The organism is Niveispirillum fermenti (genome assembly GCF_048066175.1).
Taxonomy (GTDB): Bacteria; Pseudomonadota; Alphaproteobacteria; order Azospirillales; family Azospirillaceae; genus Niveispirillum; species Niveispirillum fermenti.
On sequence record NZ_JBLTXA010000015.1, the window covers coordinates 1 to 22,071 of the forward strand.

Sequence of the window (22,071 nt, forward strand, 5' to 3'; positions counted from 1 at the left end):
GTTCTATAAACATCAGATTTGACAACAGGTAGCTGTGCTATGTAATTTTCTAGGCCAATTTGCCAGGATCCGATGTGCAATGTACAAAACGATCTAAGCATAGACTTAAGTGCGTTTGCCTCAACGCTAGATAATGCTGGGGATATTTTCTCCATCCAGTATGATCTAAATTTTGGAGGCGTAAGAATTATACAATTTAATAGGAGTTCGTCCCCCAACTTTTCAATGGATCTCGACATTGAAGAAAACAGAATGGTGACGTAGGTCACGTCTGATTTTCCCAGAAAATCCACAATTAAATGCTTGAATAGATGTCGAAATGGTTCTGATAGCCGTCTGAAATCCAACATAGATGTCTGACCATCACAGTGGATAGGCCAACATTTCTCGTCTGCAAGATCACGCAAGGAATGCATTTCATCCAAGTAGTCATCATGGTAGCGCAGGGCAGAGGGAAGGGGCGGCAGAACCTGCAAGACTGACCCTACGCGGTCCAACAGTTGGTTGGGCAGACCGGTCATGGGGGCACTCCGTCGATGGTTCGGATCGTCTCGACGAACGTGTCATAGCTGTCTTCCCAGACCTCCTGGAGACTGGTCTCAAAGTATGACCGGGCGTAGTGCCGCGGCATCTCGGATGTGGGCGACCAGCCGAAGAAAACGCGAAGTTTCTCGATTGCGGTATCCATGTCGTCTCCCTGGCCGCGGTAGCGTGCAAGCCGGTAGACTGCGCAGGTGTGTCGCAGATCATGCGCCGTTACACTGGTTTTGCCACGGTTAGCCAGTGCCTTGCGGGAACGATCCGACAGAGCGGAACTCACCTGCTCAAAAATACTGGTCGCGGAGCGGATGGCGAGTGGCTTGCCTTGCTGCGAGGAAAACAGAAAGGGATGCAACGCCTTGAACCGATGGTTGACCGCGACACGATCTGCCAGGGCGACGATCACCTTGGAAACCGGCAGCTGACGTCGAGAATGTTTGGTTTTCAGGCTCGGGGCGTCAAACCGGCTATCTTCATCGAGGGTCTCGTCGACATTCATCCAATAATGGGTCAAGCCAGATGTTGGATCGTAATCCTCCTTCACCGCATTGACTGGCAGAATCAGAACTTCGCCCCGGCGAAGCCCAAGGTGCAAAAAGACGAGGAAAATCAGAAAATTACGCCATCTTAGATCCTCCGATCGGAACGGATTGTCAGGTGAGGCTGGCGCGAACAGGCGGTGGAGATCCTCAATTACGACCGCAGGCAATGCCCTAATTGGTGCTGCTGGTTTTGGATGCGTCGGCGCAATCTGGGAATATAGCCTGTCCAGACGCACCAGATTGGCGTCGATCGCGCCCATCCGTTGATCGGCAACGGGCCCCATATGCGTCATGACGTCCTGGACGAACATCAAAGCGTACTTCCACGTTGCTGCTCGATCTGCACCATCGACAGCGCTGCTGTTTCGCAACGACGTCAAAAACCCTGACAAAGCCGCTTCAACACCACGGAAGTCCTGCCTGGCAAGCATGCAGTCTAGGCAATCTTCGCCGGACTGATTGATGACAGACTGATAAAGGCGCTCGACGGCGGCGAGATAGACACTCCGTGTGCCATCTTCGATTCCGGCCTTCAGCACGTCCGCCCAGATCGTCGCCCAATAGCGGGGCAGCCCGAGCGCGTCTACCAAGATATAGCCGCGGAGCGATGACGGAACTGCGGGATGTCGAAGTCTGAGTCTTGCCATAGGTAAATATGGTCGCACAAAACACAAACATCGCAACGTTTAAGTTCTAATTACCCGTAGTGGTCCGTGGGGATGCAGGATTTCAGAAATGGAAAGCAGAGCATCCGAAGGCTAGTCTCTCCATTCAACGATCTCCGCACCAACTGGCTTATCCAAGAAATACTCGTCATGCTGATTTTCAGGCCGCATCTGCGCCACGAGCTCCTCCAGGCTGAAACGCTGTTGCACAGGCGTAACTCTCAAGCCTGTCGGGGATGCGGCTATTTCCACCGGTGTTCCTTCCTTCAAATTCATTTCCTGCACAATGGCCGCAGGAATCTGAATGGCATAGCTATCCCCAAGTTTGATAACGGTCGCGCGCATTTCCATCTCCGTTAGACCACCCGCCCAAGTCTACAAGCCCAGCCTAACGGCTGGGTCCGGTCGCGGTTTACAACACCGTGCGGCGACGACCGGTCCCGGCGCGCTTGCGTCGCTGAGGCGCCGCGCGCCGGTTTTCGGTCGCGCATGCTAACCATCATGAGCACTATGAGTATCCATGTCCACGGCGTGTCCGAACATGGCAATATCTTCATGCCGTTTACGTAATAGGCCGATTGCGCTGATCAGGTGATCAGATCACCCAGAACGCAACACTTTTAAAATTGCCTTAAATTTCCATAATACACATTATCAATCTTTCCCGTTTGGGCGACACCCGTTTGGGTGAGGTGGATTCTATTCTGAAGTGCGACTCTTCTTTATAATCAGACGGTTAATCTGCACCCGTCTATCATGGCTCAATGCCGGGTAGCCCGAGATAGGGCCGGAAGGCTGGGTCGACGTCCTGCGGAAGGCGGATGGAAGCTGTGGCGATCAGCAGTTCAGCCTCACCGATCGGGCCGCTTCGTGGCACGCCCACTGTGATGTTGAAACGGTAGGCATGCCCCTTGATGGCCATATCCTGATTGTGGCCTGCGAAATAATGGAACGTGTATTCCGGTACGATCCCATAGGCCATGCGGCCATACTGGATGAGGCGGAAAACATTTTCTTCCGACCGGACATCGCGTCGGGCCGACCGTCCGCTGGCAAAAGCCATGTCCACCCGTTCCCCGTAATCGGAGCCGATGACAGTCGCGACTTCCCGCGGAATGGCGCATTCTTCGCAGACCGGTTCGGCGTCGCGTGCTGCGATGAAGACATTGTCGGCACTGTAGAGGCGCCGGCCGAACCACATCTCTTCCGGATAGGGATACCAGTTGGGGGAGACATGGCAAAGCATGTCCGCTTCCCCTGCCCGCATCAGTTCAGGCACGCGCTTGGGCGGTGCCACGCGAACACTGGCGCCGTAACCCAGGCGGGCGGCAACCTTCCGGCACAGATCAACGGTCAGGCCTGTCGGCTCCGCCTCCCCTTCCAGTTGGATGAGATAGGGCGGCGGCAGGCTTTCGGACATCAGCAGCCGCAGGACATCACCGGCCGCCGCCGCCGGCACTAACACCGAAAAGGCTGTCAGCAGCCAGACGCACGCCATGGCTGCTGCACGACCGGTTGGGGATGATGAGGCGACAGGCGTCCGCCGTGTCATTGCGATCGAGCCCGGATACATGCAGCCAGGCTTCAGATGCGTCGGCCGCCGGGGCGGGTCGCGGGAGACGGCTTGGCATAGGCCTTGGCCGCCGCGTCCGGCTTGCGCAAATTCTCCATCAGTGCCATGGCGAACCGGCCGCCATCGTTGCGGGCGCGCAGGAAGCTGGCCACCACCTCACGCGCGGCATCCTTGTCATAGGGCACCTGGTCGGGCGGCACGGTGCGGGCCGCCTCCGCCGCCTGGGCGGCGCGCTCGGCCCTGGCCAGCACATCGGGATCGATGCGGCGGCGGATGGCGCGGATCTGGCGCAACAGCTCTGATTTCGCGTCGGCGGTCATGTTGTGTTCCGCGGGAAGTCCAATGCCACAATGCGCGCAACCGGCATCGGACGGCAAGCCCAATCGGCCTAATGACCGGTTGCGTAACCGTTCCCATGTCCTATCCTGCCTGCCCATTGCCAGCCATGGATCACGGGAGGAGCCCGATGGAGCGTATCCACGCCGAAGCCCAGTGTCTTCTGTCGCCGCTGAACCCCACCCTTACAAGACGGATATTCGCCATGACCACCCTGGCCAGTGGCTTCGCCCTGTCCACGCTGCCGGTTTCCGCGCAGACCATCACCACACCGGCCGATGGGCTGGCGGCGGGAGAAGTCGCCATTCCCGTCGCCGACGGCAGCCTGCCGGCCTATCGTGCCAAGCCGGCGGGCCAGGGCCCCTTCCCCATCATACTGGTCATCCAGGAGATCTTCGGGGTCCATGAATATATCAAGGATGTCTGTCGCCGCTTCGCCCGGGAAGGCTATCTGGCTGTGGCGCCGGAAATGTTCGCGCGACAGGGCAATGCCGCCGCCTATACCGATACCGCCAAGCTGATTGCCGACATTGTCAGCAAGGTGCCGGACGCGCAGGTCATGGCCGACCTGGACGCTGCCGTCGCCTGGGCGGCCGGGCAGGATGGTGGCGATGCTTCCCGCCTGGGCGTCACCGGCTTCTGCTGGGGTGGTCGCGCCACCTGGCTTTATGCTGCCCACAGCCCGGACGTGAAGGCGGGCGTAGCCTGGTACGGCCGGCTGGCGACGCCTGCCACGGCATTGCAAACCATGGTGCCGGTGGAACTGACCGACCGGATCAAGGCCCCGGTTCTGGGCCTTTACGGCGAAAAGGATGGCGGCATCCCCGTGGAGGATGTGGAAAAGATGCGCGCAGCCCTGGCCGCTGCCGGCAAGACAGAAAGCCATATCCACCTTTACCCGGAAGGCCCGCACGGCTTCCATGCCGATTATCGCCCCAGCTACCGGCCGGAGATGGCGGCCGATGGCTGGAAGCGCTGCCTGGAATGGTTCCGTGCCAATGGGGTGGCCGGCAAAGCGGGCTGAACCCCGCGCCATTCATGCCGGACCGGTCTTTCTGACGCTTGCCAGGGGCGGGGCGTGCCACCATAGTCCCGCCCCGCCGATCCACGCCGCCGGAGAGCATGTTACCCATGGCCGCCCATCCGCATGACATCGATGCCCGCGCCGACCGCTTCAACCATCGCCACCTTCTGGGTATCGAGGGATTGACGGCGCCGGAGATCAATTTGCTGCTGGACACGGCCGACCGCTATGTCGAGCAGAATCGCTCCGCCAACAAGGTCAACGGCAAGCTGGCCGGCAAGACGATCGTCAACCTGTTCTTCGAGAATTCGACGCGCACGCGCACCAGCTTCGAACTGGCCGCGCGGCGGCTGGGTGCCGATGCCATCAACATGGCAGTGGATGGCAGCTCGGTGAAGAAGGGCGAGACCCTGATCGACACGGCCACGACCCTGAACGCCATGCACCTGGATGCGCTGGTCGTGCGCCACCAGGATTCGGGGGCGCCGAAGCTTCTGGCCGACAAGGTGAACTGCGCGGTGATCAATGCCGGGGACGGCCAGCACGAGCATCCGACCCAGGCCTTGCTGGACGCCCTGACCATCCGGCGCAACCTGGGCACCCTGAAGGGCCTGACCGTGGCGATCTGCGGGGACATCCTGCACAGCCGCGTGGCGCGGTCCAATATCCACCTGCTGAACATCATGGGCGCCCATGTCCGCGTTGTCGCCCCCCCCACATTGCTGCCGGGTGCCGTCGACCGGATGGGGGCGGAGGTGCATCACAGCATGAAGACGGGCCTGAAGGATGCGGACATCGTCATGATGCTGCGCCTGCAGCTTGAACGCATGCAGGGGCAGTTCCTGCCCAGCCAGCGGGAATATTTCCGCTTTTTCGGGCTGGATTACGACAAGCTGGCGCTGGCCAAGCCCGGCGCACTGATCATGCATCCCGGTCCCATGAACCGCGGCGTGGAGATCGACAGCCTTGTGGCCGACGATATCCACCGTTCCGTGATCCTTCAGCAGGTTGAACTGGGCGTGGCCGTGCGCATGGCCTGCCTGGACCTGCTGACCAGTGACGGTGCCGCTGCAAAGGCGGCCTGATGCGGCCGGATGGTCCGGTGGCTGCGCGTCAGGCAGCCACCGTGGTGACGGTCTTGTTCTGCTCGCGCGTCTTCAGGAAACGCAGCGCGGGAAAATCCTCCTGCGCGCGGTTCAACTGCCAGCCGTTGCGGGCCAGATAGACCAGCGCGCCATCATGATCCTCCGCGATGTCGGCGCGGCGGCTGTCGATGAATGCCTTCAGCGCCACCGGATCGTCGCTTTCCACCCAGCGGGCGGCGTCATAGCCGGCGGTTTCGAACCGCGCCTTCATGCCATACTCAGCCTCGATCCGGGCGGCCAGTACCTCGAACTGGAGCTGTCCGACAACGCCGACCACCCAGTCGGCGCCGATGACGGGCTTGAACACCTGTGAAGCCCCCTCCTCCGCGAAATGCTCAAGCGCCTTGCGCAGGTGCTTGACCTTCATCGGATCGTCCAGGCGCACGCGCTGCAACAGTTCCGGCGCGAAGCTGGGTACACCGGTATAGCGCAGATCCTCCCCCTCGGTCAGCGTGTCGCCGATGCGCAGGGTGCCGTGGTTGGGAATGCCGATGATATCGCCGGGAAACGCATCCTCGGCCAGTTCCCGGTCGCGGGCCAGGAACAGCACGGCGTTGTTGACCGCCAGCAGCTTGCCGGATCGCATATGCTTCAGCTTGGTGCCGCGCTTGAAATGGCCCGAGCACAGGCGGAAAAAGGCGATGCGGTCGCGATGGTTGGGGTCCATGTTGGCCTGCACCTTGAACACGAAGCCCGTGACCTTGCCCTCCGCCGGGTCCACTGCGCGGCCATCAGCCTTTTGCGGGCGCGGTGGCGGTGCGTACTCGGCCAGGCCCAGCAGCAATTCCCGCACACCGAAATTATTGATGGCGGACCCGAAAAAGACCGGGGTCTGGTGACCCTCCCGATAGGTTTCCAGATCGAAGGGCGGACACAGTTCGCGCACCATGGCCACATCCTCGCGCAGCTTGGCGGCCTGGTCAGCGGGGATCAACTCATCGATCCGGGGATCATCGACGCCATGGCATTCGATGCCGTCGGTGGCCACGTCGCCAGACCGGCGATCCATCAGGATCAACCGATCGCGGATCAGGTCGTAGCAGCCGCGGAAATCGGAACCGGAGCCGATGGGCCAGGAGGCCGGCGTGACCTCAAGCTGCAGGTCGCGCTCCACCTCATCCATCAGTTCGAATGGATCGCGGGCTTCTCGGTCCATCTTGTTGACGAAGGTGATGATGGGCACGTCGCGCATGCGGCACACCTCGAACAGCTTGCGCGTCTGCGCCTCGATGCCCTTGGCGGCGTCGATCACCATGACGGCGCTGTCCACGGCGGTCAGCGTGCGATAGGTGTCCTCGGAGAAATCCTCGTGGCCCGGCGTGTCCACCAGGTTGAAGGTCCGGTCGGCATAATCGAAATTCATCACCGATGCGGTGACGGAGATGCCGCGTTCCCGTTCCACCTTCATCCAGTCCGAACGCGCACGCCGCTGTTCCCCGCGGGCCTTCACGGCGCCGGCCATCTGGATGGCGCCGCCGAACAGCAGCAGCTTTTCCGTCAGCGTCGTCTTGCCCGCGTCGGGGTGCGCGATGATGGCGAAGGTGCGGCGCTTGGCGACTTGCGCTTCAAGGATGTTGGCGGGCATGGGGTATACTCTGCACGGGGAAACCGACGGGATCAGCCGCCTCAATACCTGATTTGGGCCCCCAGCAGGACGGAAACTTTTGCAGGCGACCTGTGAAGCGGCACTTTCGGGGCGGTTACAGGCCCGCCAGCGCCTCCGGCGTGTCGACATCCAGCAGGATGCCCTCGTCCTCCACCGCCACCTCGCACAGGGCGGCGGCATGGCGGATCAGCAGGGAACGGGCCCCCGTATCGCCTGTCAGAGCCTGCATTTCCGGGAGAAAGGACCGGTCCCACAGAATGGGGTTGCCGCGCCGCCCGCCGCAAGTGGGCACGATGATGGCCCGCCCATCCTCCGGCGAAAAGGCGGCCACCAGACGGTCTATGGTGGCGGACCCGATGCGGGGCATGTCACCCAGCAGCACCAGAACGCCATCGATATCGTCGGACAAGGCTGCCAGCCCGGCCTTCAGGGTGGCCGACAGGCCCTGTCCATGGTCGGGCGCGTGGGTGAAATCCACGCCTGTTCCTTCCAGCGCGGTACGGACCTCTGCGGCCTGATGGCCGGTCGCCACGCTTACGGCACAGAGCTGGGCGCCCATTGCTGCTTCCACCACATGCCGGACCAGGGGCTTGCCCCGCCAGGGACGCAGCAGCTTGTTGCCCTCTCCCCCCATGCGCCGGCCGAACCCGCCGGCCAGCACAAGGCCGGCGATGCGCGGTGCGCGGGGTGTGGATGTTGCCATGGCGCGCGGCAGGGGCCGGCCCGGCATCTCCGCCAGCAATCCGCCAACACCCATGGCCATGATGGCGGCGGCATCGACGGGCAGGCCGGCCCCCAGCCTTTGCAGCACCCAGTCAACGCCGTTCAGCTTTGGCGAACGTGCGCAGCCGGGCAGGCCCAGCACGGGCCGCCCGTTCAGTTCCCCCAGCAGCAGAAGGTTGCCCGGATCGACGGGCATGCCGAAATGCCGGACCGTGCCCCCCACCCTTTCCAATGCTGCGGGGATCACGTCCCGACGGTCGGTGATGGCCGATGCACCGATGACCAGTACCAGATCGCCTTCCGCCTCACGCAGGGCGCTGGCAAGCGCCCCCACTTCATGCGGGACACGCATCTGTTGCGCCAGATCCGCCTCGATCCCCGCCAGCCTGTCGCGCGTCACCTGAACACTCTTGTCCAGCACTGCCGGTTTCGTGCCCGGCAGCATGGTCTGTATCAGGCTGGCCGACAAGCCGGCCCAGGGGGCCACACCGACCGGCCCGGCACCCGCCAGCATCCATTCCAGGGCCGAAACGATGGCTTCGGGCACGGCGAAGGGAATGATCTTGATGGTGGCCAGCATCTGCCCGGTGCGGACGGGTGTGAAGGGGGGCAGGGTGGCGATGGTCACCGCCTCATCGGTGCGGTTCAGGGCATGGATCGTCGCGGCATCGATGGTCGCCAGCCCATCTTGGGCAGCAAACAGGTTGACCCGGCCCGTATAGGCGGCACTGATCGTCAGATGAGGTCCAGCCAGCCGGGCGGCGATGCGTGTCGCGGCCGCATCCTCCGTGATGTCACCCGCATCGAGGCGCGCCACCATAATCGTTTCGATTCCGGATTGTATTAGCCTTTCGATGTCTTCCCGGCCCAGGACACGCCCCTTGGCAAATCGGCCGGCGGCATGGTGGACAGCATGGGCCAGAATGGCGCCTTCGGCCTCGGCCACGGCAAGGGACCCGAACCACATCGGCTCAACCTGCCCTGTGCTTGGGGCCGCGCAGGGCCAGGGTCATTTCCGCCAGGATCGATACCGCGATTTCCCCCGGCGTCACGGCACCGGTGTCCAGCCCGACGGGACCATGGATGCGGGTCAGGGCATCATCAGCCAGCCCCTGCGCCCGCAGCCGCTCCAGCCGGGCCGCGTGGCTTTTGCGGCTGCCCAGGGCACCGATATAAAAGGCCGGGCCGGCCAGCGCGCGGACCAGGGCCGGATCATCGAACTTCGGATCGTGCGACAGGGTGACGATGGCCGTTCGCGCGTCCGGTGCCAGCATGTCCAACGCCTCATCCGGCCATTCCAGCACCAGGCGTGTGTCGGGAAAGCGTTCCGGCGTGGCAAAGCTGCGACGTGGATCGATCACCGTGACATCATAGCCGGCCAGCCTTGCCGCCGGCGCCAGCGCCTGTGCCAGATGCACCGCGCCGACGATCAGCAGGCGCGATGGCGGGGGAAAGATATTGATGAAGAAACGGCCATCGTAGAATTCCACGATGCCACGGCGGTCACGCCGGATGGCATCCAGCACGCCGGGCAGGAATTCCTCCTCCAGCCCGGCATCGCCTTGCTGGCGGCCATCGGCGCCGACCAGGGTCTGGAAGCCCGTTCCCAGGTCGGTGACCAGCGCCACGGGCCGGCGATCGGCCTGAGCCCGGCGCAATGCTTCCAGAATGCGCCGCTTCATGCCAGGGGCTCCAGATAGACATCCAGCTTCCCGCCACAGGCCAGCCCCACTTCCCACGCCATGTCATTGCTGATGCCGAAGGACAGGATGCGTGGCTCCCCCTCCTCCACCACCTTCACGGCTTCCAGCGCAACGGCACCTTCGATACAGCCGCCGGAAACGGAACCGGCCATGGCACCGTCGGTCGTGACGGCCATCAGGCTGCCCACCGGTCGTGGGGCCGATCCCCATGTGGCGATGACGGATGCCAGCGCCACGCGCGATCCGGTAGCCAGCCATTCTGCGGCCTGGGCAAGGATGGCGGCGCTGTCGTCGGGTTCAGGGGACATGGGGGCTGTTCTCAGGGCGGGACCAGGGTTTCACATAGGCAGCCGGATATGGATTTGCCAGAGGCCGTCCTATGCCGGGTCGTCGGCCATGGCCTGGGCGAAGGCCGCGAAGAAATCATCGGCCAGCTTGCGGGCCGCCCCCTGGACCAGGCGGGACCCGATCTGCGCCAGCTTTCCGCCCACTGTCGCCTCGGCGGTGTATTTCAGCAGCGTGCCGCCGTCACCGGTATCTTCCAGCGTGACCAGCGCGCCGCCCTTGCCGAAGCCGGCGGCCCCGCCCTGCCCTTCGCCCGTGATGCGGTAGCCGTTGGGGGCGTCGATATCGGACAAGGTGACGCGGCCGGCGAACCGGGCGCTGACGGGGCCGATCTTCACCTTCACCTTGGCCGCCAGTTCGGTGTCCGACAGCCTTTCCAGTTCCTCGCAGCCCGGAATGCAGCGATGCAGCATGCCTGTATCGTTCAGGGCCGCCCACACCGCGGCACGTCCGGCCGGAAGTCGGTATTCGCCAGCCATATCCATGGGATGCTTCCGTTCCTGTCGTCTTCACTGCGGCGCACAGTGCCACAAACCCGGTGCAGAAGGGAAACCCCGCTGATCGGACCCGCACCGGACGGGCCGGAACGACCACATGACGGGCAGGCAGTTAATAACGGTTTGCAAAGAGGGTGGCGGCATCCTAAGTATGACCCATCACTTTTGGGCCCCTTGCGGGCGACGCCTCACGGGGCGACGATGGAAAGAAAGCGTCGGCCAGGATGGATACGACGATCAGCGACAGGACAAGCGGGGCCGGGGTCCCGCCGCCGCGCAGCGATGAGAAGGACGGGGGACGGACCGGCCACGGGCCGCACGGCCGCCCGCCGCCGCTGGACGCCGCCAGCCCGCATCATCCGCCCGTCGCCCTGCCGGCACTGTCCCTGGACAAGGTGACACATCATTATGGGGCCAAGCGCGCCCTGGATGATGTTTCTGTATCGATCGCGCCGGGGGAGATCGTCTGTCTGGTCGGGCCTTCCGGCTGCGGCAAATCCACCCTGCTGCGGCTGGCGGCCGGGCTGGAGATCCTGCAGGACGGCGCCGTGGCCATCGGCGGCCAGATGATCGCCCGGCCGGGCCAGTCCCTGCCGCCGGAGCGGCGCGGTATCGGGCTGGTCTTCCAGGATTATGCCCTGTTCCCGCATCTGACCGTGCTGGACAATGTGCGGTTCGGCCTGAACCGCCTGCCCGCCGCCGACCGGACCGGGCGCGCCATGGCCGCGCTGGAACAGGTGGGGATGGAAGCCTATGCCAAGGCCTATCCGCATGCCCTGTCGGGTGGGCAACAGCAGCGCGTGGCGCTGGCCCGGGCCATGGCGCCACGCCCGTCCGTGCTGTTGCTGGACGAGCCTTTTTCAGGGCTGGACACGCGGCTGCGGGAAAGCGTGCGCGACGAAACGCTGCATGTGCTGAAGCGCAGCGGTGCGGCCACCATGATCGTGACCCACGATCCGGAAGAGGCCATGTTCCTGGCCGACCGCATCGTCCTGCTGCGTGACGGCCGGCTGGTGCAGGTGGGCTCGCCGACGGCGCTTTACACAAAGCCCGTCGACGCTTTTGCCGCCAGTTTCTTCGGCGAGGTGAACGTGCTGGAGGGACGGGTGTGCCGGGGCCGGGTCGATACGCCTGTCGGCAGCCTGCCGGCCCCGCGCATGGGGGAAGGCCAGGCGGTGGAGGTGCTGATCCGCCCGGAGGCACTGCGCCTGGCCTTGACAGGAGAGGACGAGGGTGCAGCCAGCGTGCCCAACCTGGCACAGGTGGAGGCGTCGCGCCTGCTGGGCCGCACCAGTCTGGTGCATCTGCGGGTCACGGACCGGGAAGGCCGGTCCCATCACCTGCACGCCCGCGCGCCGGGTCATTTCCTGCCAGCGGATGGCAGCCATGTGTCCGTCATGCTGGAGCCGCGGCAGGCTTTCGTCTTTGCTCGGCCATGACAGCCGGCCCGATTGCGGCAGTGTTTCGTTTCTGCCATGATCCCGCGCCTTTCGGCCGGGCCCCGGTCTTGCCGTGTCGCATGAGGTGGAGTGATCCATGGGTGGATTGAACGTCTGGGAAATCCTGGTGATCCTTGTGATCATCCTGATCATTTTCGGCGCCGGCAAGCTGCCGAAGGTCATGGGCGACCTGGGGCGGGGCATCCGCAGCTTCAAATCCGGCATGTCGGACCCGGAAGGTGACGTGGCCAGGGATCGTCCGGCCTCATCGCCACCGGCCCCGGTCCGGATCGACGAAACGACGACCAAGGTCTGATCGGACATGTTTGATATCGCCTGGTCGGAATTTCTGATCATTGCCGTGGTGGCGCTGGTCGTCATCGGTCCGAAGGACCTGCCCAAGGCGCTCAGCACCTTGGGCAAATGGATCGCGCGGGCCCGGTCCATGGCCCGCGACTTCCAGAACAATGTCGACGACATGGTCCGTCAGGCCGAACTGGAGGACCTGCGCAAGCAGGTGCAGCAGGCCCGGAACTTCAACCTGAACGACGAACTGGAGAAGAGCATCGATCCCGACGGCGGCCTGCGCAAGTCGCTGACGGTGGACGACTTCACCAGCCCGGCCAAGGGTGATGCCCCCCAGCCCGCAACAACCTCCACCGAGGCCATCGGCGCGCGCACGCCGGCAAGCGGAGCGGCGGTGGATACGGCAAGCGGAGCGGCGATGCATACGGCAAGCGGAGCGGCGATGCATATGGCAAGCGGAGCGGCGATGGACAGGTCAAGCGGAGCGGCGGCTAATATTTCAAGTGAGGCGGCGGCGGATATGGCCAGCATCGCGTCGCCGCTGCCACCGATGCCCCGTGATGAGCCATCCCCGGACACGCACACACAGCCGGCCCCCGCCCCCATTGCATCGCCGGACCCCACCAAGGATAAGCAACCTTGAGCGAACCCACCGAACAGGATGAACTGGACGCCGGCAAGATGCCGCTGCTCGAACATCTGATCGAGTTGCGGAACCGGTTGATGTGGAGCCTGGGCGCCCTGTTCCTGGCGTTCATCGCGTGCTTTGCCGTGGCCGACCATATCTATCAGTTCCTGATGCATCCGCTGGTCCAGGCGCTGGGCGTGAAAGCCAATGAACGGCGCATGATCTTCACGGCACCGCAGGAATTCTTCCTGACGCAGATGAAGGTGGCGTTCTGGGCCGGGACGATGGTGGCCTTCCCCATCATCGCCTCGCAATTCTGGAAGTTCGTGGCGCCTGGCCTTTACAAGCATGAACGCCGGGCATTCCTGCCCTTCCTGGTGGCCACGCCCGTGCTGTTCCTGCTGGGGGCGGCGCTGGTCTATTTCTTCATCATGCCGATGGCGCTGAAATTCTTCTTCAGCTTCGAGGCGGAGGCAACGGCCACGACCCTGGCTGTGCAGGCCGAGACACGGGTGGCCGATTACCTGTCATTGATCATGGCGCTGATCTTCGCCTTCGGGCTGGCGTTCCAGCTGCCCGTGGCGCTGACCCTGATGGCCCGCGTCGGGCTGGTGACGGCAGACGGGCTGGCGTCAAAGCGGCGCTATGCCATCGTCGGCGTGTTCATCGCCGCTGCCATCCTCACGCCGCCCGATGTGATCAGCCAGATCGGCTTGGCCGTTCCCTTGCTGCTGCTCTACGAGGTGTCGGTGTTCATGGCCCGGCGGATCGAGAAGAAGCGCGCCGAACAGGAAGCCGCCCTGGAAACCTGACACGGCGAAGCATGGTAGCCGGTGGTTTCGCGCCGACGTATTTTTCCGTGCAGGGATGGGTGTTGGTGCTATAATTTGTCGCACCTGGTTCGACCGATCGCCCACCGATCATCCGTTGCGCGATGGATAATGGCGCCATCGCGGCCCCCTGCCGGGCTTCCCGGCCGAACCGTCCCGCCGGCCCTTCCGCCGTGGCACATGACTGCCCGGACCGGGATCATTGGGCCGGCCTGTCGGGAGGGTCGACGCGATGGCTTACCGGATGGCCGCCGATCGGGCGGTACTGAATACGGACCGATCCCTGAATCAGGATCGCTCCCTGTCTATGCCGGGCATCCGGCGCATTGGCGTGCAGGACCTGATGCAGGCCCTGTCGCTGGGCGTGCAGGATTTCATGGCCGCACCCACGCAGCTTCTGTTCCTTGGCATGATCTATCCGCTGGTCGGGGTGCTGGCCGCCGCCACCGCGGCCCAGGCCGACCTGTTCCCCCTGCTCTACCCGGCGCTGGCCGGCATTTCCATCATGGGGCCGCTGGCGGCGCTGGGGATGTACGAGTTGAGCCGGCAACGGGAACTTGGCGCCGACGTAACCTGGCGCAATGCGCTGGACGTGCGGCATTCGCGGTCGCTCTGGTCCATCGCGTGGCTGGGGGCCGTGCTGCTGGCGGTATTCATCGCCTGGCTGGCCGTGGCGGAAAGCATTCATGCGGCGACGATGGCCACTCTGCCCCATGCCGGCATGGCCGATTTCATCGCCAATCTGCTGAGCACGCGCGAAGGCTGGACGATGATCATCGCCGGCAATGGTGCCGGCCTGCTGTTCGCGATGCTGGTCCTGACGCTGACCGTCGTATCCTTCCCCATGATGCTGGACCGTGACGTGGGCATGCTTGATGCCATCGTCACCTCGTTCAGGGCCGTGTGGCACAATCCGTTTCCCATGGCCATCTGGGGACTGATGGTGGCTGGATTGCTGCTGCTGGGCAGTCTGCCGCTGTTCGTCGGCCTGGCCTTCATCATGCCGATCCTGGGGCACGCCACCTGGCATCTTTACCGGCGTATGGTGGTCTGACGGCAACCGGCATCATATAATCGCACCGGCGATCGTTCAGTTCGCCGGCGGGATCAGTGTCGAGATCAGTCCTCCGGTGCGATGGTGACGCGCATGCCGTTCAGGGCCGTGTCGAAGCGGACCTGACAGGACAGGCGTGACGTCACCCGCCGTTCCGCCGCGCAGTCCAGCAGGTCGCCCTCGTCCGTTTCAACCGGCGGCAACCGGTCGATATGGGCAGGATCGATATAGACATGGCAGGTGGCGCAGGAACAGGAACCACCGCAGAGGGCCTGCATTTCATCGATACCGCTGTCACGCACGATTTCCATGACAGACAGGCCGGCCTCGGCTTCCACGGCACGTTCCCGGCCGTCGCGGGTGATGATGATAAGGGTGGGCATGATAGATCGACTTCCCCTAAATTAAGGTCTTGCACGCTCTTTTCAGACGGCGGTGAAATCCGGCAGGCGTTTGGCGAGGAAGGCGGCAACCCCTTCCCGTCCGTGGGCCGTTCGCGCGCTGGCCGAAATGGCGCGGGCTTCGGCGTCCAGATGGGCCTCCAGCGGCTGGCTGGCATCCAGCAGCAGGCCACGCATGCGCCCCAGGGCCCCGGTGGCGCAGGAGGACAGGGTCCGGGCCTGTTCCAGGGCTGCGGCTTCCAGATCGTCTTCCGTCAGGATGCGCGTGGCCAGACCGATGCCGACCGCTTCCTCCGCCGTCAGGGCGCGGTTGGCCAGCAGGATTTCCTGAGCCCGCCGCAACCCGACCAGCCGCGGCAGCAGCCAGGACAAGCCGCCATCGGGTGTATAGCCCAGGGCGCCATAGGCCGGGATGAAGCGGGCGCGGGCCGATGCCAGCACGATGTCGCCCGCCATGGCCAGGCTGAACCCCGCCCCCGCGGCCGGGCCATTGACGGCGACCACCAGTGGTTTCGGCATGCGCAGCAAGCGGATGATCGCGGCATGCAGGCAGGCCGTCACCTCCTTCAGATAGGCGCCGATGCCGTCACCGGCCACCGCGAACTCATGGATGTCGCCGCCGGCGCAGAACAGGCGCCCACGGCCCGTCAGCAGCACGCAGCGCACGGTTTCATCCTCGTCCGCCGCGATGGCTGCCCGCATCAGGGCCCGCGCCATGGCTAGGCTGATCCCGTTTCCCGCCTGCGGCCGGTCCAGCACCAGCCGCAGCACCGCCCCATCCCGTTCCACCAGCAGGGGAACGGGCTGTTCCGCCTCGCCGCCCATGCCGGTCACCAGGACAGGGGCAGATTGGCGAAGCCGCGCACCATGATGTGACGCACGCGGGTGGCACGCGCGATATCCAGTTCATATTCGCCCAGGAACGGCATCAACTCGCGCATCACTTCCTTCAGGATGGTGCGGGCGGCATTCGCCCCCGCGCAGAAATGCGGCCCCATGCCGAAGCCGAAATGACGCACGCGCGCCCGGCCGATATCGAACCTGTCGGGATCGGGGATCACCCGCTCGTCACGGTTGGCCGAAGCGTAGAACACCACCGCCCGGCTGTCGGCCGGGATGCGCGTGCCATCGATCTCCACCTCCTGCACGATCTGCCGGGCGAAACACTGGGTGGAGGTGTCCCAACGCACGGACTCCTCGATCGCCGCGGAGATGCGGCCGGGGTCCTCCAGCATTATCCGCCGCTGGTCCGGATGACACCAGAGCGCATGGATGAGGTTGGGGAAGAAATGGCCGATGGAGGCGTTGCCCGCCATCAGCACGGTGGAGACGTTGGCCACGATCTCCTCGTCGCTCAAGGGGGCCCCATCCTCCTTCGCATCCAGCAGGACGGAGATCAGATCGTCGCCGCGCTCCTGGCGCCGGTTATCCAACTGATCGCGCAGGAAGGCGGCGATGTCCTGGAAGGTTTCCGGTGCCAGGACCGACCCGAAGGGCCCGTCATCCTGATGGAACAGCCCCTTGGTCAGTTCGGTGGCCCGCACGGCGGCATCGGCATCCAGGCCCAGCATGCGCCCCAGCGCGCCGAACAGCACCGGCTGGCTGATGTCGGCGATGAAATCACACTCCCGCCTGTCGGACAGGACCGCCATGCGCTCTGCCAGTTCGGCCCGGATGCCGGGCAGCATGGCCTCGATCCGGGCATTGCCCAGCCCGCGCTGGATGATACGCCGCAATTCGTCATGGCGCGGCGGGTCGATGGACCCCAGGGTCTTGCCGACCCGCGTCGGGCTGTCCTGCACGACATTGCCATGGGCGGACGAAAAGACGGGATAGTCGGTAACGGCCCGCTCAACTCCCGAATAGCGGGTGATCAGCCACAGGCCGCTGTCCGGGTCCTGATATACAGGCGCCTCGTCCCGCAACCGGCGATAGGTGGGGTATGGATCGGCGATGAAGGCCGGATCGGCGGGGTCGAACATGAACATCGTCATCATCTCCCTGTAGGGTGCGGAGCGATTGCCGGACGGCCGGAACCGCTTCCAAGCCGGCTCTTACGGCCGGTCCATCGCATACGCGCCGGCATCATAGCTGTAGGTGGTTTCGGTATAGGGCAGCATGGTGCCGTTCCATTCGTGGAACCGCTTTTTCAGGTCGGCGGTGATGGCGGATTCCACAGCCAGCCGGTCGGCCCGTTCCCGTTCGTCTGCCGACAGGTCGAACAGGGCCTCGCGCGTGCCGCGACGCAGATATTTCCAGTCGCCATGACGCACGGCCACCTGCTCCCCCTGCTTGTGGCGCCAGAAAAGGGTGCGCGGGATATCCGGTTCCGCAGCGGTCAGCACGGGCAGCAGGTCGATCCCGTCCCATTCCCCCGCCCCGCCATCCGGCGCCCCGGCGGCGGCCAGCAGCGTGGGCAGCCAGTCCATGCTGGCGGCCACCTGCCGGCTGGTGCCGGCCGCCTTGATGCGGCCGGGCCAGGAAACCAGACAGGGCACGCGGATGCCCCCTTCCAGCAATTCACCCTTCATGCCGATCAGGGGCCAGACATCGGAGAAACGCTCCCCCCCATTGTCACTGGTGAAGATGACGATACTGTCATCGGCCAGCCCTGCCTGCCGCAGCGCGTCCATCACCCGCCCGACCCCACGGTCCAGGCTGTCCAGCATGGCGGCATAGGTGGCGAGGCTGCCGCCATCATGATGGCGTATGTCCGTGAGCGTCCGGGCCACCGCCTCATCCTCCGGCCCCTCCCAGGGCCAGTGCGGGGCGGTGTAATGCAGGCTGAGGAAAAGGGGCTGTCCGGCTGTCGCGGCGGCCTGCACCTCCGCCACGGCCCGGTCGGTCAGCAGATCGGTCAGGTAACCGGCATCACCGGACCGCACATCCCCGTCGAACAGCCCGTCTTCCCCCTTTGCCGGCGTGCCATAGGCCAGATGGGTGAAATAGTCCGCCCCACCCTTCTTGATGCCGTAGAAATGCTGGTAGCCGGTTTCCAGCGGACCGGGGAACGGCGCTTCTCCCAGATGCCACTTCCCGACCAGTGTGGTCCGGTACCCACGGGCGGCCAGAAGTCCGGGCAGGCTGGCGATGCCGGATGGCAGACCCACCTGCGCCCTTGTCAGCGGTTCCTCCAGCCCCAGCGGCAGGCGGTACTGGTACCGGCCGGTTAGCAGGGCCAACCGGGTCGGCGAACAGACGCATGAATTGGCATAGGCCTGCGTCAGACGGACCCCACCGGCGGCGATGGCATCGATATGCGGGGTCGGAACGATACGCCCGCCATAGCAGCCGATATCGGCATAGCCGAGATCGTCCGCCATGATGAAGATGATGTTCGGTGGGCGGCGGTCCGTTGCCGCCACCACGTTCCAGCCCGGCATCGCGGTGGCGGCCAGGGCGGCGGCACCCCCCAGCCATTGCCGGCGGCTGATCCCTTCATCGGACGGGCGCATGCTTCCCTTATCCCCTATTGTCAATGCCGGATGGAGACCTGCAGGCCGATGGTCCGCGACGGGTCGGTGGAGATGATGGCCGCCCCGGCCTGGGCGAAGGCGTTGTAACCATAATTCACCACACGCCGATCCGTCAGGTTCTTGCCCACCAGCGCCAGTTCGATACCCGACGGATCATGCGCAACGCCGACACGCAGGTTCATCTTGGCATAGCTGCCGGATGTCGGGATGACGGCGTTGGCCAGGTCGATGATATGCTGACGGGTGCGGAATTCCACCAGCGCATTGGCGTTCAGGGAATAGTGGTCGTCCAGCGCCGTGTCATAATTGACCTGCACCGTGCCGGTCAGCTTTGGGGCGAAGGGGATGCCGCCGATCGAATTGGCCGGCAGCGCCCCACGCTTTTCAACGTCGGCATAGGTGACGCTGGTGGCAAAGGACAGGTCCGGGGTCAGGGCCAGGTTCAGTTCGGCATCCACGCCGCGCGACTGGATCTGGTCATTGCGGACCACGAAGCCAGCACCCGTATTGATGGCGATCTGGTAATCGGAAATGCGGGTCTGGAACAGGGCGACGTTGAACACGGTGCCGCGTCCGAAGCTGAACTTGCCACCCAGTTCGACCGTCTTGGCCCCTTCATCACCGAACTCGGCCGTGGCGATCGTGCTGGGCGACGCCTGGAAGCCGCCACCCTTGCTGCCCGTGGCATAGGATGCATAAAGCATGGCATCCGGCGTCAGCTTGTAGCTGAGCGAGGTGGAGTAATCGACGAAATCATCCTTGCGGCTCATCCGCGTCGGCACAAAGGCGGGATAGGCCGCCGTCGCCAGCAGCCCGGGCCGCACGATGGTGCGCGTGTAATCGACCCGCTTCTTCTGGTTGTCGCTGCGCAGGCCCAGCGTCAGGTCCAGAGCGTCGGTGACGGCATAATTCACCTGGCCGAACAGTGAAATCGCCTCCGTCTTGTATTCCTGGTTGGTGGCCACGGCGCCGTTCAACGGCGTCCCGACCTGGGGCAGGACATCCAGGTAATCGAAGTTCCCCCATTTGTCATGGTAGTAATAGGCACCGGCGATGTAGCTGAACCGCTCATATTCGGGGGAGGTCAGGCGCAGTTCCTGGCCGAAGCTCTCATTATGCTCGGTCGCGCCGCGCAGCACGGGCGCCTGGCGCACACCCGCCGGGTTGATCAGACGCTTCATGTCATATTCGGCATAACCGGTGACGGCCGTCAACGTGTGGTCGCCCAGCGCCAGATTGATGGTCGAGTTGGTGCGCCAGCCCTGGGTATAATCGAAAATCTTCTCGAAACCCGGACGTACGGTCCCACGGCTGACATCACGGATGGCGGCGGTGAAGGCCGGGTCGCCGTACATGGCGGCAGTTTCGGCCAGCCGGCCCAGCGTGTCCGCCCCGGCATAGAAGGTCTGGCCATCGCGGTCGATCCAATGCGCCTGGGCTGACACGGTCCAGTCCAGCACGTCGTTGGGCTCCCACCGTGCCGTGGCGCGGATGGCCTTGCGGTTGCTGGACTGTTCGTCCTGCCCCGTCAGCGCATTGCGTATCCAGCCGCCCTCGTCGGCGAACTGGCCCGCCACGCGGATGGCGAAACTGTCATTGACGGGCAGGTTCACCGCGGCATTCAGAATGTCGGAACCCAGTTCGAATTCATGCATGTAGCTGGCTTCATAGCCGAACTGCGAACCGGGCTTCTTCGTGGTCAGGGTCAGCGCGCCAACGGACGTGTTCTTGCCCAGGATGGCTGCCTGCGTGCCCTTGACGATCTCCACCCGTTCCACATCGAACAGGGCGGCGGCATAGTCGCGGGCATGGCCGGCAAACACGCCATCGACGAACAGGCCGATGGTCTGCTCGAAACTGTCATTGGAGGAACTGGTGCCCAGCCCGCGCACGACGGGATTGATCGTGCCGCCCGGTGCCGACTGCATGCGGATGCCCGGCACGACCTGGGTGATCTGGTCCAGAGACACGATGGCAGTGCGCGCCAGCGCCTCACCCTGCACGACGGTGACCGATGCCGGCACCTCCTGCAGGGGCTGAGACCGTTTCAGCGCCGTCACGATGATCTCTTCCAGCACGGCCTGACCGGCCGCGCTCTGTTCCTGGGCCAGGGCTCCCTGGCTGGTGCTGGCCAGCAGGCCGACCAGAATCACACGCGAAAATCCGCGCATCACTTTCCTCCCCATTTTCGTTTGAACAGCGCCCGCATCGGCGCCGGATGTTTCTTGGCCCATCGCATCGGGCACAGGCTTTATTTATTCCAAGTGGACTAAATAGTAAAGCCCATTGTGCCGTTTGGTGAATAATTTTGCCTACGATGGGATGCCAGACAGCAGACGGGCAAAAGGGTTCGCGCCAGGGGATTTCCCCAGGGCGGCGGTTGTTTGCGGATGGATCGCTCGGCAGCGGTCAGCCGCCGCCCGCTGGTCCGGAACCCGGTGGTGAAACGGCGGTGGGGGACGGTATTGTCCCGCTCACACGCTGCGGCGACCCTTCTTTTCTGGCAGGTCGCGGAAAAACAGGGCCAGGCAGCGTTCGACATGACTGTCGATGAAGGCCGGTTCCAGCGGTGAGCGGCCCAGGATGCGGGTCACTTCCGCCGATTGCATGAAGATACGGGTGGCCGCGCCGATGAACAGATAATGCAGGTGATGGGCGTCGCCTTCCACGAACTGTCCCTTGGCCTGGCAGGACCGGATCAGGTCGGCGACCAGATCGAAATAGCCCTTCAGGTAATCGGTGACCATCGCATCCAGTTGCGGGCTCGCCTCGCTGGACGAATGGGTCATCAGGCGGTGGACATTGAGGTTTTCCGCGCTGTAACGCACGAAATCCTCAAGCACCAGCCGCAGTTTGATGACATCATCCACCCCGTGCAGGCCCGCCAGCCTGTCGCGCTGCTTGGTGGTGAAGGCCCGGACCGTGCGGTCCATCGCCGCCTGCCACAGGCCTTCCTTGCCATTGAAATGATAGGTGACAAGGGTGTGCTTGGCGTCCGCGGCATCGGCCATGGCCCGGGTCGATGCAGCCTCGAACCCGCGCGCCGCGAATTCGACGATTGCGGCTTCGATGATCCGTTCCCGCGTGTCGATGGCGCGCTGTTGCTGCCGGCGGCGCGGGGGTTTGGCTTCTGGCGTCTGGGTCTCGGTCGACATGACCCTATCTATACGGGATCAAAGGGTTTTCGCCAGTCCATTCTATGTCTGCCAGCCTCCGCCCCGCGCCGGGGCCCGATCGC

At 64.1% G+C, this 22,071-nt stretch carries 23 protein-coding genes; 7 read left to right on the forward strand and 16 right to left on the reverse strand.

The window, feature by feature from the left end:
- From ACM9LZ_RS15325 to ACM9LZ_RS15345, 5 genes are all read right to left on the reverse strand, one after another.
- A partial coding sequence (locus ACM9LZ_RS15325; RefSeq protein ID WP_416620364.1) for a hypothetical protein occupies nt 1–521 on the reverse strand: 521 nt, incomplete at its 3' end.
- Complete coding sequence (locus ACM9LZ_RS15330) at nt 518–1,672, reverse strand: site-specific integrase (RefSeq protein WP_416620365.1); 1,155 nt, start codon at nt 1,670–1,672, stop codon at nt 518–520. The genes ACM9LZ_RS15325 and ACM9LZ_RS15330, both read right to left, overlap by 4 nt.
- 168 nt (nt 1,673–1,840) lie before the next feature.
- Nucleotides 1,841–2,092, reverse strand: coding sequence for an AbrB/MazE/SpoVT family DNA-binding domain-containing protein (locus tag ACM9LZ_RS15335; RefSeq protein ID WP_416620366.1), 252 nt, complete (start codon nt 2,090–2,092; stop codon nt 1,841–1,843).
- Between the two features lie 409 nt (nt 2,093–2,501).
- The gene (locus ACM9LZ_RS15340; protein WP_416620367.1) at nt 2,502–3,245 is read right to left on the reverse strand and encodes a substrate-binding periplasmic protein; all 744 of its coding nucleotides are present in this window, start codon (nt 3,243–3,245) and stop codon (nt 2,502–2,504) included.
- An 86-nt stretch (nt 3,246–3,331) separates the two neighbouring features.
- Nucleotides 3,332–3,640, reverse strand: coding sequence for a hypothetical protein (locus tag ACM9LZ_RS15345; RefSeq protein WP_416620368.1), 309 nt, complete (start codon nt 3,638–3,640; stop codon nt 3,332–3,334).
- Nucleotides 3,641–3,786: 146 nt separating this feature from the next.
- Here ACM9LZ_RS15345 and ACM9LZ_RS15350 point away from each other — a divergent pair, with 146 nt between their 5' ends.
- Entirely contained in the window at nt 3,787–4,680 is an 894-nt protein-coding gene (locus ACM9LZ_RS15350) for a dienelactone hydrolase family protein (protein ID WP_416620369.1), read from the forward strand.
- 107 nt (nt 4,681–4,787) lie between these two features.
- Complete coding sequence (locus tag ACM9LZ_RS15355; protein WP_416620370.1) at nt 4,788–5,765, forward strand: aspartate carbamoyltransferase catalytic subunit; 978 nt, start codon at nt 4,788–4,790, stop codon at nt 5,763–5,765.
- 28 nt (nt 5,766–5,793) lie between these two features.
- On the opposite strand, the gene ACM9LZ_RS15360 is transcribed toward ACM9LZ_RS15355, so the two are convergent.
- From ACM9LZ_RS15360 to ACM9LZ_RS15380, 5 genes are all read right to left on the reverse strand, one after another.
- The gene (locus ACM9LZ_RS15360; RefSeq protein ID WP_416620371.1) at nt 5,794–7,410 is read right to left on the reverse strand and encodes a peptide chain release factor 3; all 1,617 of its coding nucleotides are present in this window, start codon (nt 7,408–7,410) and stop codon (nt 5,794–5,796) included.
- 115 nt (nt 7,411–7,525) lie between these two features.
- Nucleotides 7,526–9,121, reverse strand: a complete 1,596-nt coding sequence (locus ACM9LZ_RS15365) for an NTP transferase domain-containing protein (RefSeq protein ID WP_416620372.1) — start codon at nt 9,119–9,121, stop codon at nt 7,526–7,528.
- 4 nt (nt 9,122–9,125) lie between these two features.
- Nucleotides 9,126–9,836: an XdhC family protein gene (locus tag ACM9LZ_RS15370; protein ID WP_416620374.1), complete on the reverse strand. Its 711-nt coding sequence runs from the start codon at nt 9,834–9,836 to the stop codon at nt 9,126–9,128.
- Nucleotides 9,833–10,165 carry an XdhC family protein gene (locus ACM9LZ_RS15375; RefSeq protein ID WP_416620375.1) on the reverse strand — a complete coding sequence of 111 codons (333 nt, stop codon included), beginning with the start codon at nt 10,163–10,165 and terminating at the stop codon, nt 9,833–9,835. The genes ACM9LZ_RS15370 and ACM9LZ_RS15375 overlap by 4 nt, the downstream gene beginning before the upstream one ends.
- A 69-nt stretch (nt 10,166–10,234) precedes the next feature.
- Nucleotides 10,235–10,687: an SRPBCC family protein gene (locus tag ACM9LZ_RS15380; protein WP_416620376.1), complete on the reverse strand. Its 453-nt coding sequence runs from the start codon at nt 10,685–10,687 to the stop codon at nt 10,235–10,237.
- Nucleotides 10,688–10,923: 236 nt separating this feature from the next.
- Here ACM9LZ_RS15380 and ACM9LZ_RS15385 point away from each other — a divergent pair, with 236 nt between their 5' ends.
- The 5 genes from ACM9LZ_RS15385 to ACM9LZ_RS15405 all read left to right on the forward strand — a co-directional run bounded on the left by ACM9LZ_RS15385 (nt 10,924) and on the right by ACM9LZ_RS15405 (nt 14,956).
- Nucleotides 10,924–12,138 carry an ABC transporter ATP-binding protein gene (locus tag ACM9LZ_RS15385; protein WP_416620377.1) on the forward strand — a complete coding sequence of 405 codons (1,215 nt, stop codon included), beginning with the start codon at nt 10,924–10,926 and terminating at the stop codon, nt 12,136–12,138.
- 97 nt (nt 12,139–12,235) lie between these two features.
- The gene (gene tatA, locus ACM9LZ_RS15390; protein ID WP_416620378.1) at nt 12,236–12,454 is read left to right on the forward strand and encodes a twin-arginine translocase TatA/TatE family subunit; all 219 of its coding nucleotides are present in this window, start codon (nt 12,236–12,238) and stop codon (nt 12,452–12,454) included.
- 6 nt (nt 12,455–12,460) lie between these two features.
- Nucleotides 12,461–13,087 (forward strand): Sec-independent protein translocase protein TatB, encoded by a 627-nt coding sequence (gene tatB / locus ACM9LZ_RS15395; RefSeq protein ID WP_416620379.1) that lies wholly within the window; start codon nt 12,461–12,463, stop codon nt 13,085–13,087.
- The gene (tatC, locus tag ACM9LZ_RS15400; protein ID WP_416620380.1) at nt 13,084–13,884 is read left to right on the forward strand and encodes a twin-arginine translocase subunit TatC; all 801 of its coding nucleotides are present in this window, start codon (nt 13,084–13,086) and stop codon (nt 13,882–13,884) included. The genes tatB and tatC overlap by 4 nt, the downstream gene beginning before the upstream one ends.
- 325 nt (nt 13,885–14,209) lie before the next feature.
- Nucleotides 14,210–14,956: a DUF2189 domain-containing protein gene (locus ACM9LZ_RS15405; protein WP_416620381.1), complete on the forward strand. Its 747-nt coding sequence runs from the start codon at nt 14,210–14,212 to the stop codon at nt 14,954–14,956.
- 65 nt (nt 14,957–15,021) lie between these two features.
- Here ACM9LZ_RS15405 and ACM9LZ_RS15410 read toward each other — a convergent pair whose 3' ends face one another.
- The 6 genes from ACM9LZ_RS15410 to ACM9LZ_RS15435 all read right to left on the reverse strand — a co-directional run bounded on the left by ACM9LZ_RS15410 (nt 15,022) and on the right by ACM9LZ_RS15435 (nt 21,988).
- On the reverse strand, nt 15,022–15,339 hold the full coding sequence (locus ACM9LZ_RS15410; RefSeq protein WP_416620382.1) for a 2Fe-2S iron-sulfur cluster-binding protein: 318 nt from the start codon (nt 15,337–15,339) through the stop codon (nt 15,022–15,024).
- 42 nt (nt 15,340–15,381) lie between these two features.
- Entirely contained in the window at nt 15,382–16,182 is an 801-nt protein-coding gene (locus tag ACM9LZ_RS15415) for an enoyl-CoA hydratase/isomerase family protein (protein WP_416620383.1), read from the reverse strand.
- Between the two features lie 5 nt (nt 16,183–16,187).
- Nucleotides 16,188–17,345 carry a cytochrome P450 gene (locus ACM9LZ_RS15420; protein WP_416620384.1) on the reverse strand — a complete coding sequence of 386 codons (1,158 nt, stop codon included), beginning with the start codon at nt 17,343–17,345 and terminating at the stop codon, nt 16,188–16,190.
- Between the two features lie 66 nt (nt 17,346–17,411).
- Entirely contained in the window at nt 17,412–18,812 is a 1,401-nt protein-coding gene (locus tag ACM9LZ_RS15425) for a sulfatase-like hydrolase/transferase (protein ID WP_416620385.1), read from the reverse strand.
- A 20-nt stretch (nt 18,813–18,832) separates the two neighbouring features.
- Entirely contained in the window at nt 18,833–21,004 is a 2,172-nt protein-coding gene (locus ACM9LZ_RS15430; RefSeq protein WP_416620386.1) for a TonB-dependent receptor, read from the reverse strand.
- 303 nt (nt 21,005–21,307) lie between these two features.
- A complete protein-coding gene (locus ACM9LZ_RS15435; protein ID WP_416620387.1) occupies nt 21,308–21,988 on the reverse strand; it encodes a TetR/AcrR family transcriptional regulator in 681 nt (226 codons plus the stop codon).
- Between the last annotated feature and the right edge of the window lie 83 nt (nt 21,989–22,071).